Origin of the sequence: Actinopolymorpha singaporensis (genome assembly GCF_900104745.1) — a bacterium.
GTDB classification, from domain to species: domain Bacteria; phylum Actinomycetota; class Actinomycetes; order Propionibacteriales; family Actinopolymorphaceae; genus Actinopolymorpha; species Actinopolymorpha singaporensis.
The window spans coordinates 3,541,694-3,557,287 of the sequence record NZ_LT629732.1 but is presented as its reverse complement, the minus strand read 5'-3'; the positions used below and the strand labels follow the sequence as shown (position 1 = coordinate 3,557,287).

15 protein-coding genes and 1 pseudogene are annotated in these 15,594 nt (G+C 69.2%); 10 read left to right on the top strand and 6 right to left on the bottom strand.

Annotation, left to right across the window (positions count from 1 at the left end; all coding sequences use genetic code 11):
* Window positions 1-7: 7 nt before the first annotated feature.
* Window positions 8-2,554: a non-ribosomal peptide synthetase gene (locus tag BLU27_RS16235; protein WP_241827463.1), complete on the bottom strand. Its 2,547-nt coding sequence runs from the start codon at window positions 2,552-2,554 to the stop codon at window positions 8-10.
* A gap of 260 nt (window positions 2,555-2,814) precedes the next feature.
* Between BLU27_RS16235 and BLU27_RS16230 the strand changes: the two genes are divergently transcribed.
* Genes BLU27_RS16230 through BLU27_RS16220 form a run of 3 tightly spaced genes read left to right on the top strand, consistent with a single transcriptional unit; the run spans window position 2,815 to window position 6,542 of the window.
* The gene (locus tag BLU27_RS16230) at window positions 2,815-3,849 is read left to right on the top strand and encodes an iron ABC transporter substrate-binding protein (RefSeq protein ID WP_241827462.1); all 1,035 of its coding nucleotides are present in this window, start codon (window positions 2,815-2,817) and stop codon (window positions 3,847-3,849) included.
* On the top strand, window positions 3,850-5,484 hold the full coding sequence (locus tag BLU27_RS16225) for an ABC transporter permease (RefSeq protein ID WP_241827461.1): 1,635 nt from the start codon (window positions 3,850-3,852) through the stop codon (window positions 5,482-5,484). It begins immediately after the preceding gene.
* Window positions 5,481-6,542, top strand: a complete 1,062-nt coding sequence (locus BLU27_RS16220) for an ABC transporter ATP-binding protein (protein ID WP_092654532.1) — start codon at window positions 5,481-5,483, stop codon at window positions 6,540-6,542. Before BLU27_RS16225 ends, BLU27_RS16220 begins: the two co-directional genes overlap by 4 nt.
* A 53-nt stretch (window positions 6,543-6,595) precedes the next feature.
* Here BLU27_RS16220 and BLU27_RS16215 read toward each other — a convergent pair whose 3' ends face one another.
* Complete coding sequence (locus BLU27_RS16215; RefSeq protein WP_092654531.1) at window positions 6,596-7,636, bottom strand: Gfo/Idh/MocA family protein; 1,041 nt, start codon at window positions 7,634-7,636, stop codon at window positions 6,596-6,598.
* Between the two features lie 335 nt (window positions 7,637-7,971).
* Window positions 7,972-8,400 carry a nuclear transport factor 2 family protein gene (locus BLU27_RS16205; protein ID WP_241827460.1) on the bottom strand — a complete coding sequence of 143 codons (429 nt, stop codon included), beginning with the start codon at window positions 8,398-8,400 and terminating at the stop codon, window positions 7,972-7,974.
* A gap of 193 nt (window positions 8,401-8,593) precedes the next feature.
* Between BLU27_RS16205 and BLU27_RS16200 the strand changes: the two genes are divergently transcribed.
* Both BLU27_RS16200 and BLU27_RS16195 read left to right on the top strand, forming a co-directional pair.
* The gene (locus tag BLU27_RS16200) at window positions 8,594-8,917 is read left to right on the top strand and encodes a VOC family protein (protein ID WP_092654528.1); all 324 of its coding nucleotides are present in this window, start codon (window positions 8,594-8,596) and stop codon (window positions 8,915-8,917) included.
* Between the two features lie 153 nt (window positions 8,918-9,070).
* Window positions 9,071-9,802: an SDR family oxidoreductase gene (locus BLU27_RS16195; protein ID WP_092657789.1), complete on the top strand. Its 732-nt coding sequence runs from the start codon at window positions 9,071-9,073 to the stop codon at window positions 9,800-9,802.
* A 188-nt stretch (window positions 9,803-9,990) separates the two neighbouring features.
* Here BLU27_RS16195 and BLU27_RS31265 read toward each other — a convergent pair.
* Together BLU27_RS31265 and BLU27_RS16185 are read right to left on the bottom strand one after the other, a co-directional pair.
* Window positions 9,991-10,167, bottom strand: a pseudogene (locus tag BLU27_RS31265) (glycosyltransferase family 9 protein); the annotation flags it as partial.
* The gene (locus BLU27_RS16185; RefSeq protein WP_241827459.1) at window positions 10,082-10,588 is read right to left on the bottom strand and encodes a manganese catalase family protein; all 507 of its coding nucleotides are present in this window, start codon (window positions 10,586-10,588) and stop codon (window positions 10,082-10,084) included. The gene BLU27_RS16185 and the pseudogene BLU27_RS31265, both read right to left, overlap by 86 nt.
* Window positions 10,589-10,763: 175 nt before the next feature.
* Here BLU27_RS16185 and BLU27_RS16180 point away from each other — a divergent pair, with 175 nt between their 5' ends.
* The 4 genes from BLU27_RS16180 (at window position 10,764) to BLU27_RS16170 (ending at window position 13,979) form a co-directional block, all read left to right on the top strand.
* On the top strand, window positions 10,764-11,333 hold the full coding sequence (locus BLU27_RS16180; protein ID WP_157728579.1) for a GNAT family N-acetyltransferase: 570 nt from the start codon (window positions 10,764-10,766) through the stop codon (window positions 11,331-11,333).
* An 80-nt stretch (window positions 11,334-11,413) separates the two neighbouring features.
* The gene (locus tag BLU27_RS16175) at window positions 11,414-12,250 is read left to right on the top strand and encodes a phosphotransferase family protein (RefSeq protein WP_157728578.1); all 837 of its coding nucleotides are present in this window, start codon (window positions 11,414-11,416) and stop codon (window positions 12,248-12,250) included.
* A 98-nt stretch (window positions 12,251-12,348) separates the two neighbouring features.
* Window positions 12,349-13,134: a phytanoyl-CoA dioxygenase family protein gene (locus BLU27_RS29120; protein WP_157728577.1), complete on the top strand. Its 786-nt coding sequence runs from the start codon at window positions 12,349-12,351 to the stop codon at window positions 13,132-13,134.
* A gap of 41 nt (window positions 13,135-13,175) precedes the next feature.
* A complete protein-coding gene (locus BLU27_RS16170; protein WP_157728576.1) occupies window positions 13,176-13,979 on the top strand; it encodes a GNAT family N-acetyltransferase in 804 nt (267 codons plus the stop codon).
* 15 nt (window positions 13,980-13,994) lie between these two features.
* On the opposite strand, the gene BLU27_RS16165 is transcribed toward BLU27_RS16170, so the two are convergent.
* Window positions 13,995-14,516, bottom strand: coding sequence for a hypothetical protein (locus BLU27_RS16165; protein ID WP_092654524.1), 522 nt, complete (start codon window positions 14,514-14,516; stop codon window positions 13,995-13,997).
* Window positions 14,517-14,781: 265 nt separating this feature from the next.
* On the opposite strand from BLU27_RS16165, the gene BLU27_RS16160 reads away from it, so the two are divergent.
* Window positions 14,782-15,579, top strand: coding sequence for a phytanoyl-CoA dioxygenase family protein (locus BLU27_RS16160; protein ID WP_092654523.1), 798 nt, complete (start codon window positions 14,782-14,784; stop codon window positions 15,577-15,579).
* Window positions 15,580-15,594: the final 15 nt, after the last annotated feature.

Below are 15,594 nucleotides of genomic sequence, written 5' to 3'. Positions count from 1 at the left end.
TCCACCTTCACGGAGTTGCCCTGTGTCCCGGCGACCAACTCCCGGGGACCCGCTGCCAGATCCGCTGCGAAAGGCCGCCCCAGGCCGTCGCGACGGGGCGCGTCCAGATCCACCAGTAGGCGAGCCCCGACGCGAGGGATCCGGCGAACGCCGTGATCGGATGTCCCCACAGCAGTTCGAGTGCCTGCCAGTGAATGACGTAGATGTACAGCGACGCTGCCGCGAGCACCTGGACGACCGGTACGAGGACACTCGGCACCCGCGTCACCGGCCGCCACAGCATGAGCAGAACGAACGCGATCGTGAGGCCGTCCCGCGCCGGATTGAACGAGAAGGTGCCGATCGTCACGATCACGAACACGGTCATGAGGTGCTTCTGTGCCGGCGTCGACACTCGTGCCAGAGCCCAGCCGAGGAGGAAGAGGTACAGCACGACCAGTGCCGAACCCTGCATGCGGGGCACCGGCAGTGGCAGGACCGGAAGCCGGAAGAGCACGAACGCGGCGACGGTGAGTGCGAGTGGCAGGCCGAACGGGTGACGCCGGTCCAGGTCGGCGACCCGGCGGGAGGCGTTGACGGCGGCGACGACCACAAGCGCGACGACCATTGCCTCGATGAACCAGAACCGCCACGGCGGACCGAGTTGCTGCTCGCCGAACACCCAGTTCGCCAGGAAGAGGTTGCGGGTCTCGTAGTAGCCACCGAGCAGATGCGCACCGACGATGACGACGAGGCTGGGTACGGCGATCCGCACCGCCGCGCCGACGAGTCTGCGAGCCCGGCGCCGGCGCCCGGGGTCGACCAGCTGGAAGCGCGCGACCTGGTAGCCGGCGATGACCAGCAGGGCGTTGGCCGTGCCCTGGAGCGCGAAGAGACCGGCGTGGGTGCCGACGATGAGGAGGATCGCGAGGGCGCGCAACCAGACACTCGTCTCCATCGTGCGCCACGTCGTACGCGTGAGGAGGGTGGCCGGCCCGCGCCGCCGACGGCCCTTTCCGTCCGGCCGCAGCAGCTCCAGATCGCGCACCGGTGTCACGTGCCAGTTCGGCGGGAGCCGGCCGAGCAGTTCCTCCAGCCGGATCGACACCTCCACGTAGGAGAGGGAGTCGCCGCCAAGGGAGACGAAGGTCGCCTCGTCCTCGACGTCGCGCTGGAGCAGGCGGCCGTAGAGAGTGGCTACTGCCCGCCCGTCCGTCTCCCCGGTGGGTGCAGGCCCCTCCCCCGCCGGGGCCGGGCAGGCCAGCGCGAGGAGTGCTGAGTAGTCGGGTTTGCCCGACACGAGCAGCGGCTGGTCCCGGACGAAGACGATCCGCACGGCCTCGCGCGGTACGCCGCACGCGCGCATGGCCGCGCGCCTCAGCGACTCCCGGGCGGGCGCGGACGCGACATCGCACGCGACGACGACCAGCCCGTCACGTCCGGTGGCCCGTACGTCGTGTCCCTGCGAGCGGAGGCGACCTTCGAGGGCGTCGAGGTCGATGCGGTGCCCGAGCACCTTGACGAAGCGCGCGCGCCGGCCGACGACGCGGACGAGACCGTCGTCAGTCAGCTCACCGAGGTCGCCGGTACGCAGCTCGAAGACGGTGCGCCCGAGCGCGAGGTCGGCCGGCTCCTCCGCGTACCCGAGCATGACGTTGGGCCCGCGGAACACGATCTCGCCGTCCACCACGTCGATCGTCGCGCCGGGTACGGGGACACCGACGGTGTCGGGGTGCTCGGCGGCGAGATCGGGCGGCAGGCAGGTCATCCGCGCGGTCGCCTCGGACTGGCCGTACATGACGACGAGATCCCAGCCGCGCGTGCGGCCGAGTTCGGCGAACAGCCGGACGCGCTCGGGCTCCATCCGGCCGCCGGCCTGGGTCACGTACCTCAGACTCGGCAGGTCCCGCTCGGCGAAGCCGCTGCGCTCGAGGAGTTCGAAGGTGTGCGGAACGCCGGGGAAGGTCGTGGCCCCGGCCGCGTGGAAGAGCCGCCAGAAGCAGTCTTCGACGACGGAGAGGTCGGTGAGCAGCAGGCTCGCCCCCGCGGCGAGGTGGGTGTGCAGCACCGACAGGCCGTAACAGTACGTGATCGGCAGGGTGAGCGCCGCACAGTCGTCGGGGCGGACTCCGAGAGCGGCGGTGATCTGCTCGGCGTTGGCGGCCAGGTTGGCCGCGGACAGGCGTACGAGCTTGGCCGAACCCGTCGAGCCACTCGTGCTGAGCAGGAGCGCGAGATCGGGGTGCAGCAGGTGATCGGACGTCTCGCGGACGACCTCGACCCCACCGGCCGGATCCAGCACGATGTCGGGGCGGTAGGTCTCCCGCAGCCGGGCGGCGGGCTCGCCGGGCGCGACCAGCAGCACCACGTGGCCCGCGGTCTGAGCCGCGAGGTAGCCGACGACGGTGTCCACCGTGGAGCGTCCCTCGACCTGGACGAGGCGGCGCGGTCCGGCGAGGCGCGCGGCGAAGTCGTCGACCCGGCGGGCGAGGTCGGCGTACGTGACGGTGCCCTCCGCGGTGCCCACGGAGGTGCGCAGCGCCGGACGTGTGCCGTGGATCCCGAGCCGAGACACCCAGGGCAGGGTCGGTGACGGGGCCAGAGGTACGGCGCTCGCGGTCACGCGAGGTAGTAAATAGGGTAGGCAACCCTAAATCAAATCCCGGGGCCGAGTGCGGCCACCTCGGGTCGTCTCGGTTAACCTCGCTTCAGCGAGGTTAGCCTTTCCTGGGCTTGCCATCGCAGTCGAGACCACCCACCCGTGACCACCTACCCACGACCGGCTGCACGCCCCGGGCCGCGCCGCCCAACGTTCGAGCCACCAGGAGTTTCCTCGTGACGCGCCGACGCACCATGATCCTCGCCGCTGTCGTGGCGGCCGCGACCACCCTCGGCCTGTCGGCATGCAGCAGGAGCCTCGAAGCCACCGGGGAGCTCGACAAGTCGAAGTTGACGATCTACAGCGCCCAGCACGAGAACCTCACCGAGGAGTGGGGGCGGGAGTTCCAGGACAAGACGGGGATCCAGGTCCAGATCCGCTACGGCGACGACTCGTCGATGGGCGCACAGATCGTCCAGGAGGGAGCCGGCTCGCCGGCCGACGTCTTCCTCACCGAGAACTCCCCCGCGATGACGACGGTCCAGAACGCCGGCCTGCTCGCGCCCGTCGACGCCGCCACCCTGGCCCAGGTCGGTGACCGGTACCACCCGTCCTCGAAGAACTGGGTCGGCATCGCGGCCCGCTCCACCGTTCTCGTCTACAACCCGAGCAAGGTCTCGCAGGCGCAGCTGCCGAAGTCCCTGATGGACCTCGCCAAGCCGGAGTACGCCGGCAAGTGGGGAGCGGCCGCGGGCGGCGCCGACTTCCAGGCGATCGTCTCCGCCATGCTCGCCATCGAGGGTGAGGCCAAGACCTCCCGGTGGCTGTCCGGCCTGAAGTCGGGTGCGAAGATCTACCAGAACAACATCGCGACGATGAAGGCCGTCAACGCCGGCCAGTCCGCGATGGGCGTCATCTACCACTACTACTGGTACCGCGACCAGGCCCTCGACAAGCAGAGCAGCGGTAACACCAAGCTGCACTACTTCAAGCACGAGGACCCGGGCGCGTTCGTCAGCCTCTCGGGTGGCGCCGTCCTCAAGAGCAGCAAGCACGCGGCCGAGGCGCAGAAGTTCCTGGCGTTCATCACCAGCAAGGAAGGCCAGAAGGCGCTGGGCACGACCGACTCCAAGGAGTACGCCGTCGGCAAGGGCGCGGCGTCGGACCCGAAGCTCCCGCCGCTCGACTCGCTCCAGGCGCCGAAGGTCGACCCGTTCAAGCTCAACGGGCCCAGGGTCATCGACCTCATGACGAAGGCCGGGATCCTCTAGGTGACGTCCACGCAGACGCGTACAGCCCCGCCCGCGGGTGGCCCACCCTCGGATCGATCCGTACGCCGGGCCGGGCGCCGGGCCGGGCGCCTGGCCGGGCGCCGGGCCGGACGCCGGGCTCCCGGGGACTCCCTGCCGCTGCGGGCGGCCGCGCTCGCGGTCGCGCTGGTGTGCGCGCTGCCCCTCGTCGTCGTCGTATTCAAGGCCTTCGAGTCCGGGGCGGGTAAGGCGTTCGCGCTCGTCTGGCGCCCCCGGATCGGCGAACTCCTCGTCAACACCGTGTCGCTGCTCGTGCTGACCTGCGCGATCTCGATCGTGCTCGGCGTCGGCGCCGCGTGGCTCGTCGAGCGGACGTCGCTGCCGGGAACGGCCTTCTGGCGCATCGCGCTCGTGGCGCCCCTCGCCGTGCCCTCCTTCGTCAACAGCTTCGCCTGGTCCGCGCTCGTGCCGGGGTTCGAGGGGCTCGCCGGAGCCGTCATCGTGACCTCCCTGTCGTACTTCCCGTTCGTGTTCCTGCCGGTCGCGGCGCTCCTGCGCACCCTCGACCAGGGCCTCGAGGACGCCGCGCGGGCCCTCGGGCACGGGCCGTGGCGCACCTTCGCTCGGGTCGGGCTCGCGCAGGTCCGCCCTGCCCTGCTCGGCGGCGTGCTGCTCGTGGCCCTGCACCTGCTCGCGGAGTACGGCGCCCTGGAGATGCTCCGGTTCCCGACGTTCACCACGGCGATCCTCGACCAGTTCGAGGTGGCCTTCGACAGCCGCTCGGGCAGTGTCCTCGCCGTGGTCCTCATGGGCATCGCGGGAATGGTCCTCACGCTGGAACTGCTCGCCCGGGGGCGGGTGCGGCACGCGCGCGTCGGCTCGGGGACGGTCCGCCGGGCCACGCGGGGACGGCTCGGCCGGGCCACGCCGTTCGCCCTCCTCGGGCTGACCGTCCTCACCGCTCTCGCCCTCGGGGTCCCGGCCTGGAGCCTCGGCACCTGGCTCTCCCGGGCCGACCAGGCGACCGAGCCGGCCAACCTCGGCCCGACGCTGTGGTCGACCCTGAGCCTCGGCCTCGTCGCCGCGGCCGTCACGACGGTGGCGACGGTCCCGGCCGCGTGGCTCATCGCGCGGAGCCGGTCGTGGTTCGCCGTGGCCGTCGAGCGCGTCACCTACGTCGCGGCGTCGCTTCCGGGTGTCGTCGTGGCGCTCGCGCTCATCACGCTGACGATCAGTTTCGTACGCCCGCTCTACCAGACCACCATGGTTCTCGTGATCGCGTACACCATCCTCTTCCTCCCCCGCGCCATGGTCGCCACGCGCGCCGCCATCGCGGCGGTGCCGCCCGAGCTCGCCGACGCCGCCCGCACACTCGGCGACAGCCCCGTCCGCGCGTTCTGGCGCGTGCAGTTGCCGCTCATGCTCCGTGGCACCATGGCGGGGTTCGCGCTCGTGTTCATCGCCGTCACCACCGAACTGACGGCAACACTCCTGCTCGCCCCCACCGGCACCCACACGCTCGCCACGGCGTTCTGGCACGCGAGCGCCTCGCTCGACTACGCCGCCGCCGCGCCGTACGCCGCGGCGCTCGTCGTACTCTCGGCACCGCTGACCTACTTGCTGCTCCACGGTAGGAACGAGGAATCCCGCACGTGAGGTCTCTCCAACTCTCGGGAATCACCGCGTCGCACTCCGGCACGCCCGTCCTGCACGGCATCGACCTCGCGGTTCGAGCCGGCAGTACGACAGCGGTGCTCGGTCCGTCCGGATGTGGCAAGACGACCCTGCTGCGCGTCGTCGCCGGCTTCATGCGCCCCGACACCGGCGAGGTTCGGGTCGGGGACGAGGTCGTGGCCGGCCCCGGCGTGTGGGTGGCGCCGGAGAAGCGCGGCCTCGGGTACGTCGCGCAGGAAGGCAACCTCTTCCCCCACCTCGATGTCGCCGCCAACATCTCCTACGGGCTGCCGCGCCGGGAGCGCCGCGCCAGAGCCGGGGTCGGTGACCTGCTCGAACTCGTCGGCTTGACCGGTGATCTCGCGCACCGGCGTCCCGACCAGCTGTCCGGTGGCCAGCAGCAGCGGGTAGCACTGGCCCGGGCCCTCGCGCGCCGGCCGCGGATCGTCCTGCTCGACGAGCCGTTCTCGGCCCTCGACCCCGAGCTCCGGGTGGCGACGCGTGAGGCGGTCGCCGCCGCTCTCGCGCACGAGCAGGCCACCGTCGTGCTCGTGACCCACGACCGGGCCGAGGCCCTGTCGTTCGCCGACCAGGTGGCGATCATGCACGAGGGCCGGCTGACGCAGGTCGGTGCGCCCGCGTACGTCTACCGGGCGCCGACCGACCGCCGTTCGGCGGTGTCACTCGGCGAGGCCTGCTTCCTGCCCGGCTGGCTGGACAACGGAGTCGTCACCTGCGCCCTCGGAGAACTGCCGGTCCCTGACGTGTCGGGCTCGGGTCCCTGCGAGGTGCTCATCCGGCCGGAGCAGCTCCGCCTCGGCGAGCCCACCGCGTCTCCGTACGTCGCCGAAGTGACGCGTACGGTGTTCTACGGCCACGACGCCCTCGTCGAACTCCGCCTCGACGACCCTCGCGGAGACTCCGTCGACGTGAGCGCACGCGTCCTGGGTGACGAGGCACCAGCGGTCGGATCGCGTGTCTCGGTGAGGGTCGTCGGTACGCCGCATGTCGTCACCCTCGACGGGGCCCACCCCGGGTGATCGGCCCGTAGGGTCCGCCCGCTCCGCCGCCCGCTCCGGGCGACCTGGGGCCCTCAGAGGTCGGCGACGTCGACGGTCTGTCCCGTCGCGGCGCTACGACTGACCGCGTCGGTGAACTCCATGTAGCGGACGCCGTCCTCGAACGTCGTACGCGTGACCTTCTCCCGTCCCCGGACGGCGTTGACGAACTCCTCCTCGACGCGCCACCCGATACGCTGCCCGGCTGGAACCGCTACCTCGCTCAGCTCCCTGTCGCCCCGTCGTCCGGCGGTGAGTCGTCCGGAGTCCGGCTCGAAGCGCACGGTGCCCTCGGACCCGAAGATCCACAGCTCCGTCTGCGGGGCGAGTCCGGTCACGCTGCTGAACCGCAGGTGAGCGACGCCGCCACCGCCCAGCGTCGCGAGAATGTCCACGTGGTCGGGCACCTTGACCTCGTGCCAGTTCCCGTGGTCGTCCCTGCGCCGGGGAACAGCCGTCATGGTCATCGCCGTCACGCGCTTCGCAGTGCCGAGCCACCGCATCATCGCTTCGTACCAGATGCCCATGCTCAGGATGTTGTTGCCGCTGATACCGGCCTCCTGCCGCCAGTGCAGGGGTGCGTTCCGGTCGACGAACGACTGGCCGGCGTGGACCTCGACGGCCAGGACGTCACCGAGCCGGCCGTCGCTGATCATCGACGCCAGCGTGGAGTCGAACTCCAGGGTGAACGGGGACGGCACCAGCTGCGCGACGAGGTGTGGCGCCTCGCGGGAGGCGGCGAGCATCTCGCGGCCCTCGTCGGCGTTCCTGGCCATCCGCGCCTCGCACAGCACGTGCTTGCCCGCCCGGAGCGCAGCCACGGTGACGTCGCGGTGCAGGTCGGGCCAGGTGCCGACACAGACCGCATCGATGTCGGGCGCTTCGACCACCCGGCGCCAGTCGTCCTCCACACGCTGGAGGCCGTACTTGCCGGCGATCCGGGCGCCCGACTCGCGGGTTCGGTTCGCCACCGCGACCAGTTCGACTCCCGGCAGGGCCCGGAGGTTCGGAATATGGCGGAGGCGGGTGTTGGCTCCGGCACCGACGAAACCGACCCTGATCGGTGAATCAGCCATGGCGGGACGTTAGCAGTGCAAAGATCCCTCGACGGGCCCGACCGCGGTTCGCATTCGCTCTACACCTCCGACGCGATCGCGCTCCCGCCGGACGGCCCGGTCGTCAGGGGCCGGAGGCGATCAGGCAGATGTGGACGGCGGTGGCGCAGCAGACCGGGCTCACGGACGTTCGGCTCCGGACGCTCGACGACGAACAGTCCAGCCGTACCGGCTCCGAGGTCGGCGAGGCGACGCGGACGCTCGGCGGCGGCACGGGTGGTGAAGTACGTGGTCGTGTGGAAGAGGACCAAAGGCCGGTGGCGGTTGCACCGCGACATCTGGAACGCGAAGGCTGGCTAGCGTCTCGTGGCCTCGTCACCTGTCTGGGCCCGGCCCTCCAGCACCGCTCTCATCTGCTCCGCCAGCGCGTGTATGCCGGACATCGGCCGGATCATGACGCACAGCTCGTCGATCGCGCCGGACTCGTCGACGTGCAGGAAGTCACATCCCTCGAGTTCCCGGTCACCCGCACGCGCCCGGAAGACCAGGGCTACGTCGTGCGAGCCGGCGCCGATCTCCCGTGTGTAGCGGAAGTCCTGCAGCACCTCGGCCACGGCGTACAGAAGAGGAGCGACCGCATCACGGCCGCGGTACGGCGCGAAGACGACGGGACTGCGGAACTCGACGTCCTCTGCCAGCAGAGCCACCGCGCTCTCGACGTGGTGTGCCTGCATGGCCACCCCGAACGGATGCATGACGGACCTCCCGATCTGCGTTGGGGACACCAGCCATCCTCACGTGCCACCTCGAACTTCACCACCGACAGCCCAGTTCTCCGACGGTGTTTCGCGATCCTTTTCCGCGCTTCTCTCGGACCGTCCCGACCAAGGGACGTGCGGGAGACCCCAGGTGTGACATCGGGGGCTCCGGCGGCCTGGCTGAGTCCGCATGTCGGCCGGGGTACGACACGATGTGGCGATGGTGAACATCGGAGCGATCGTCCTGAATGTGTCCGACCGCCACCGGGCCTCGGGGTTCTGGTCCAAGGCGCTGGGGTACCAACCCACGCCGGAAAACCCGGACTTCCTCGTCGACCCCGCCGGCAAGGGCGCCCGACTGCACCTGGACGAGACGGATCGCACCCACCTCGACCTGTGGGCGGAGCCCGGTCAGCAGCAGGCGGAGGTCGAGCGCCTGCTGGCACTGGGCGCGACGAAGCCCGACTGGGTCTATCCCGAAGATGCCGACTTCGTCGTGCTCGCGGACCCAGACGGCAACCTCTTCTGCGTCATCGGCGACTGACCGGGTCCCGATGCGGGTACGAGCGCAAGCTACAGCTGGTGTGCGCCTCGCCTGGCACCATCCGCCCATCCGCCCTGGGACGTCGTTGGCGAGCCCGCACCTGCGGGTATAGGCGTCAGTGCTCCTGCAGCGACGGCGGAAGAAGTGGACCTCATGGTGCAACTCCGACACAGGTCGGCCCTTGTCACCGGTGGCGCGCGGGGCCTCGGCGCGGCGATCAGCCGACGGCTGGCCGCGAGTGGAGTGGCCGTGTGGATCGCCGACGTGCGGACCGAACTGCTGATGGGGCTGTGTTCGGAACTACGGAGCACCGGATCCACTGCCACGCCGCTGTCGCTCGACGTTCGTGACGCGGACCTGGTTCACGAGGCAGTAGAGACAGTCTGTGACGAGGCCGGGTCCCTCGACATCCTGGTCAACTGTGCCGCGGTCGACGTGTCCAAGCCGATCGAGCACCTGTCCCCGGCCGAAGCCGCCCAGGTGATCACCACCAACCTGGTCGGCCCCGTCAACCTCTGCCTCGCCACCTATCGGCGGATGGTCGAACAGGGGGCAGGACATATCGTGAACATCCTGTCCACCGCCTCGCTTCGGACCTGGACCGAGGCCGGCCCGTACGCCGCGAGCAAGTCAGGCTTGCGCGCCTTCACACACACGTTGTTCCAGGAGGCCCAGCGCGACTGTATGGGCATCGGCGTGACCGGCATCATCGCCGGGGGAATGGAAACCCCGTTCATCATGGACAGGTTCCCCGACGCCGACACGAGCAAGCTGCAACCGCCGGAGATCGTGGCGGACACGGTGATGTACGCGTTGTCCGTCCCGCCCGGCAGCGTCGTTCCCGAGCTGGTCATCATCCCGCGAGCGGAGCCGTCCTGGCCGTAACCATCTCCTGGCGCCTGGTGAGGACGGACGTGTTCGGCTCGGGGATCGCGCCGTAGGTCAGGGCAGGACCAGCAACGAACGCAGCGTGTCGAGCACCTCAGGCACCTGGATGGACGCCAGCGGATCGACCCCCTCACCGTGCGGGTCACCGGGCGGGCCGGAATGCCACAGAGCCCTGTGCTGGGGCGATCCGGCGGCCCCCAGCGTGCGGGCGGGACGGGCCCGAAAAGTACGACCGACGGGGTGCCGAAGGCACTCGCCAGATGAGCAACCCCGGTGTCACCGCAGACTATGGCGGGGGCCGAGGCCGCCAGGGCGGCGAGGACGTCGAACGACAGGTCGCCACCGGTCGCGGGTCCGGTCATGTGGGGCAGGTCGGGGTGGGAGCCAGGCCGTCCGAGAAGTTGATGTACTGGTACGACACTCGCCGGTCCTCCATGGCCACCTGCAGTCGCCCTGCATCTCCGCGTGCGCGTTGGCCATTGCCCATGCTGTCCACCGGACGCGCGCCGGCGCCCGCGACGATGGCATGTCGCACGTCCGTACCACCGATGATCGCCGCGACGGTTGGGTCGTCCTGGATCGCCCCTCGGTCACGCCGACCGGAGCTCCCTCCAACAGTTGGGCGATCATGGTGGCAAGCATCTCCACATGGCCGAACTCCTCCGCCCCGATGCCGAAGAGAAGATCGCGGCAGCTTCCTCGCGAACACCGCGTCAGCCATCTCGGGCGTGGCCGAATGCTGAAGCTCCTGCCGATGGAAAAACGACAGCTCCACTCCCACATGAATAGGTTCTTCGTTTCGACGTCTGGTCTGTACCCACAAGACATCCCGGACAAGCTTCGGTGCCGGGAACAGGGCCGGCACGCCCGGCGCACTCGTCACCTCCACGACCACCGGCCATCCGGTTCCACGATTTCTGGTCGCCTCGCCGCACCAGACCCTGCTACGGTCCGGCGCGTGAGCTCGATCTGGGTTGGCGAACGCGTGCGGCTGCGGGGCATCGAGCCCGAAGAGTTCCACCTGTTGATGGAGTTCGACCAGGACAGCACGGTCATGCGCAACAACGACCGACTCCACCCGCCACGTTCGAAGGCCGGTTATCGCCGATATCTCGAGTCCGGCGTCGGAACGCCTGACGACGACGCGTTCGGTGCCGGTATCGAGTCGCTTGCCGAGGGCCGGCTCGTCGGCTCCTTCGGCACTAACAGGATCGACAAGAACTCCGGGGTCTTCTCCTACGGCATCGCGATCGGTTCTGACTTCCAGCGGCGCGGCTACGCCAGCGAGGCGATCGTCCTGCTGTTGCGGTACATGTTCGGCGAACGGCGCTTCCAGAAGTGCGATGTGGAGATCTACGCCTACAACACAGCTTCTCTGACGGTGCACGAGAAGCTCGGCTTCGTCGTGGAGGGCCGACGCCGAAGGTCGCAGTACTTCGCCGGGAAGTACCACGACGTCGTGCTGATGGGCATGACGATCGAGGAGTACGCCGCGGCTCACTCACTCGGCAGCGTCCAGTCGTCCTGATGGGTAGGCGCGAACACCGCTCGCCGTCGGAACAGGCTCTGAGATGGGTCGAGGCTGCCGTCGGTGGCAACGCAAGAGTCGTGCGGACCGCCAGGTTGGTCGGCGGCCTCACTGCCACCATGGACCGGCTGAGCGTGGTCGCCGGTGGCCGCGAAGTCGACGTCGTACTGCGCCGATGGGCAGGCGACCAGTGGCGGGACTGGGGACCAGGACTGGTCGACCGCGAGGCGGCCGGCCTCCGGGCACTTGCGGGCCATGAACTGCCGGTGCCACGTCTTCTGGCGGCTGACAGGTCCGGCGGCCGGACGGGCGTGCCGGCGCTGCTGATGACGGCTCTGCCCGGTCACCCGGCGCGCAGCCCGAAGGACCTCGCCGACGGCGTACGCAAGATGGCATCTGTTCTGAGCCGGATTCACCGGGTCCCGGCCGAAGAGCTCGCGGCGACGGATCCGCACGGATTCGACGAGCGCACCATCCATGGGTGGACGCGCGACGCCGGCCTGGCCGGTGCCGTGAACGAGGCCGCCGCCGGCGCTCACGAATCGGCCCGCCAGCCCGTCTTCGTGCACGGTGACTACCAGCCGCTGAACATGCTGTGGCGGGACCGCGCACTGTCGGGCGTGGTGGACTGGACGTTCGCGGGCAGCGGCCGGCGCGAGACAGACGTCGGGCTGTGCCGGCTGGGGCTGGCCGCGTTGCTGAGCGCGGAAGCGGCGGAGGAATTCCTGAACTGGTACGAGAAGGAGGCCGGCGTACGCGTGGACCCGCGCTGCGATCTCCGAAGCCTGCTGGCCTTCGGGTCGGGTTGGCTGTCCCACGCCTCGGAGCAGATGCCGCACTCGGCACCGGCAGATCACCAGGCAATGGCCGAGCGGGTCGAAACCGTCATCCGTGCCGCACTCGCACGGCTCGGATGATCTTCAAGCGGAAATCTGGGTGACACCGATCTCACACCTCGTTACGGTCTGTTCGTCGGCCGCCTGTCATCACTCCTTGGCGAGGCGAAGGAGGAGCTGTGCTCTCACACGCCCAGCGTCGGCAGTTCGATCGACTCGGCATCGTCCGTCTCCGTAAGGCGATCCCGTTGCCCGAGGTCGCTGCGATGCGCGAGCAGGTGTGGGACTTCCTCGCCGACAAGTACGAAATCAGCCGTGACGATCCGACGACCTGGACGGTCGAGAAGGCGTGGTACTTCCAGGCTCTCAGCCGAGCCGGGGTGTTCGACTCCATGGGTTCGGACGCCGTGTGCACCGCACTGGACGACCTGCTCGGCCCGGACAACTGGCGCCGGCCGAGGAACTGGGGCCGCCCCCTGGTGACGTTCCCGCTGCCGGGCACCTCCTGGGACGTGCCGTACCTGAGCTGGCACACCGACGGCCTTGGCAGCGCCGACGACGTACAGGCGGTGACGATCTTCACCTTCCTGGCGCCCACGGCACCCGGTGGAGGCGGGACCGTCGTTGTAGCCGGGTCGCACCAGCTTGTACGGCGAACCGTCGCCGCCGTCGGCCCTGACGCCCGCCTTCGGTCCTCAGAACTCAAGGCTCGACTGGCGTCCCGCGACGTGTGGCTCCGCGACCTCTGGACGCGGAACGCTGCCGGCGATCGACGTCGGCGGTACCTTCACGACGGCGCGGTCGTCGACGGGGTGCCACTGCACGTGGCGGAGCTGACCGGCGAGCCGGGCGACGTGATCCTGATGAACTCCCGCTCACTTCACGCACCTGCACCGAACGTCCTCGACACCCCGCGCATGATGCTCGTGCACATCGTGGCGAACGAGAAGGCTCCGCAGACCTGACATCGGCCGCTACCCGGGAGTTTCCGACTAGTGGAGGACGGTTGCTCAGAAGGCTCCCCCGGCAGGCGTACGCCGCCGTCGGTCCGCTGCTCGCCGGGATTGATCACCAGCTCAGCCTGGTGGCGGTACTCGCCGGTGCGATGCCTGGCCAAGTGTTCGCCGATGACTCCGTACGCCCGAGTGCGGTGTTCGTACACAGCCCGGAGGGAAACTTCGTCGGTGGCGACCCCACGAACAGCCGTGTCGTCGCGGGCTTGCACGAACACCTGGCAGCTACCTTCTTGCCCGGACGTGACGAGGATCTTGCGCTGTCCTGCGCCCACGACGACGGCTGGGCGCAGGCTGCGCAGATGCTCGCGCCGGAACTCACCCACGTCGCAGTACTGCGGCGGCACTACCTGCTCGGCACCGACCAGCCGACGCCCCGGCCGAACCCGATTCCCGGGTACCGAATCGTCCCGATCGACGCGGCGTTCCTCCGGCAGCAGAACGTGCCTGGCCACCTGCGGCGCTGGATGGAAGGCAACTGGGGTAGCAAAGACAGGTTTCTCTCCCATGCCTTCGGCGCGGTGGCACTGCACGGCGATGCCGTCGCCAGCTGGAGCCTGGCCGACTGCGTGGTCGGCAACCGTGCCGAGATCGGCATCCACACCGCACCCGAGCACCGCCGCCGCGGACTTGCTTCCCAGGTCGCCGGAGCGGCTGTCACGCTCGCATTCGACCAGGGGGTGACCGAGGTCGGCTGGCACTGCAACGACGACAATCTGGGGTCGTACCGCACTGCCGAGTCTGTGGGCTTCACACTGCAGCGGCTCTACCACCTCTTCGCGTTTCGCCCTCGCTGAGCTGGCATGCTCGCGTCAGCGAGGCATCTGCTGCTTGCCGTGATGAGACTTGATGAGCGAGAGGTCGAACACGTGCACCGCGGTCGCGTTCTGAGTGCTTCCCGTCGCGACCACGACCACCTGGTCGCCATCCTTGATCGACGCGATGCCGTTCCGTCCGGCGACGACCATTGCGTCCGCACCGACGGTGTAGGCGCCCCGGAAGCCATCGCTGCTGCGCAACGTGATCTCGGTGGAGCCAACACTCTGCACCGCACCTCGCTGGACCAGCAAGGTCTGGTGGCCGCCTCCAGGCTTCGCCATGACGAACTCACCGTGCAGCACCCGTTCGAACATGCCGTGCATTCCATGCATGCCGTGCATGTCGTCCGACGGTCGCATCTGCAGTGTCCGCGTGGTCTGTGTCACCTGGGCCGGCTGCGTCCCACTGCCAGCAGTGGCCGGGTTGTCGGCGGCCGCCACGCCACCGGTCGTGAGCGCCACCACCGCCACGCCCGACGCGAGCATCCCGGCGAACGAAGATCGGTTGATCTTCATGGGCGTACTCCTTTCTGTGTCAGGAGCTTTCAACCCACTCTTCACCATGCCGCGTCGGTCCCTTCCCGCGAGGTGCCGACCGTCGGCGCCGGCGGAGAAGGAATCGGGTAGCGCGGACAAAGGTCCGAGAGGTAGCGTCGGCGCTACCTTCGGGCAGACACCCGAAGTCACCAGCCAGATTCACCTACGCCGGATCTGGTGATGTGACTCGTTGTCTTTCCGAGGGTCACGTCGCCGCTCCGGCCCGGACCAGGAGAAGTGAGCGATGTTGACCACCGAGCAGATGGCACGGTTCGAACTGGACGGGCTGCTCCCGCTGCCCCGGACGGTGCCGACGGCCGAGGCACTGGCAATGCGTGACCGCCTGTGGGACTTCCTGTCCCTCATGCACGGTCGCAGGTACGACGACCCCACCACCTGGAAGCCCCTCGAAGCCCGCACCGGCTTCAAGACCCTCATGCGCACAGGTGCTTTCGACGGACTGAGTGAATATCTGTCCGAGCCCTTCACCGACCTCCTGGGAACGGCATGGGTCCGGCCTGCACACTGGGGTCACCCGCTCGTGACCTTCCCGAACCCACACCAGGACTGGGCGATCCCGGCCAGGAACTGGCACGTCGACTCCACCCAGTGGTCCACCGGAGCGACGCCTGGACTCGTCGCCTTCACCTTCCTTGACGAGGTACGCCCTCGCGGCGGCGGCACCCTGGTCATGGCCGGCTCACACCGACTGACCTGGCAACTCTGTCAGCAGGCAGGAGGGTTCATGAAGACCAGCGGCATGAAAGCCGTACTTGCAGGCCGTCACGGCTGGTTCGCCGACCTGTGGCAGCGACCGGTCACGGGTGAGGATCAGCTCCGCCGTTACTTCGAGGGCGCGGACATCGACGGCGCCCACGTTCGGGTTGTCGAGCTCTGCGGTCGGCCGGGCGACGTCGTACTGATGAACCAGCGCGTGCTCCACGTCGCAGCGCCGAACGTGCTCGACACACCACGGATGATGCTCTCCGACTTCATCAGCAGGGATTCTGGCGGCGACCTTCTAGACAGCGGTCAGGTGTAGGAAGGTTGCTCCCCG

What these genes read in the sequence shown, in the direction of transcription:
- BLU27_RS16215 (WP_092654531.1), bottom strand. Translation starts at nt 7,636, where the DNA reads ATGGCTGATTCACCGATCAGGGTCGGTTTCGTCGGTGCCGGAGCCAAC.
- BLU27_RS16200 (WP_092654528.1), top strand. Translation starts at nt 8,594, where the DNA reads ATGGTGAACATCGGAGCGATCGTCCTGAATGTGTCCGACCGCCACCGG.
- BLU27_RS16195 (WP_092657789.1), top strand. Translation starts at nt 9,071, where the DNA reads ATGGTGCAACTCCGACACAGGTCGGCCCTTGTCACCGGTGGCGCGCGG.
- BLU27_RS16185 (WP_241827459.1), bottom strand. Translation starts at nt 10,588, where the DNA reads ATGTGGGAGTGGAGCTGTCGTTTTTCCATCGGCAGGAGCTTCAGCATT.
- BLU27_RS16165 (WP_092654524.1), bottom strand. Translation starts at nt 14,516, where the DNA reads ATGAAGATCAACCGATCTTCGTTCGCCGGGATGCTCGCGTCGGGCGTG.
- BLU27_RS16160 (WP_092654523.1), top strand. Translation starts at nt 14,782, where the DNA reads ATGTTGACCACCGAGCAGATGGCACGGTTCGAACTGGACGGGCTGCTC.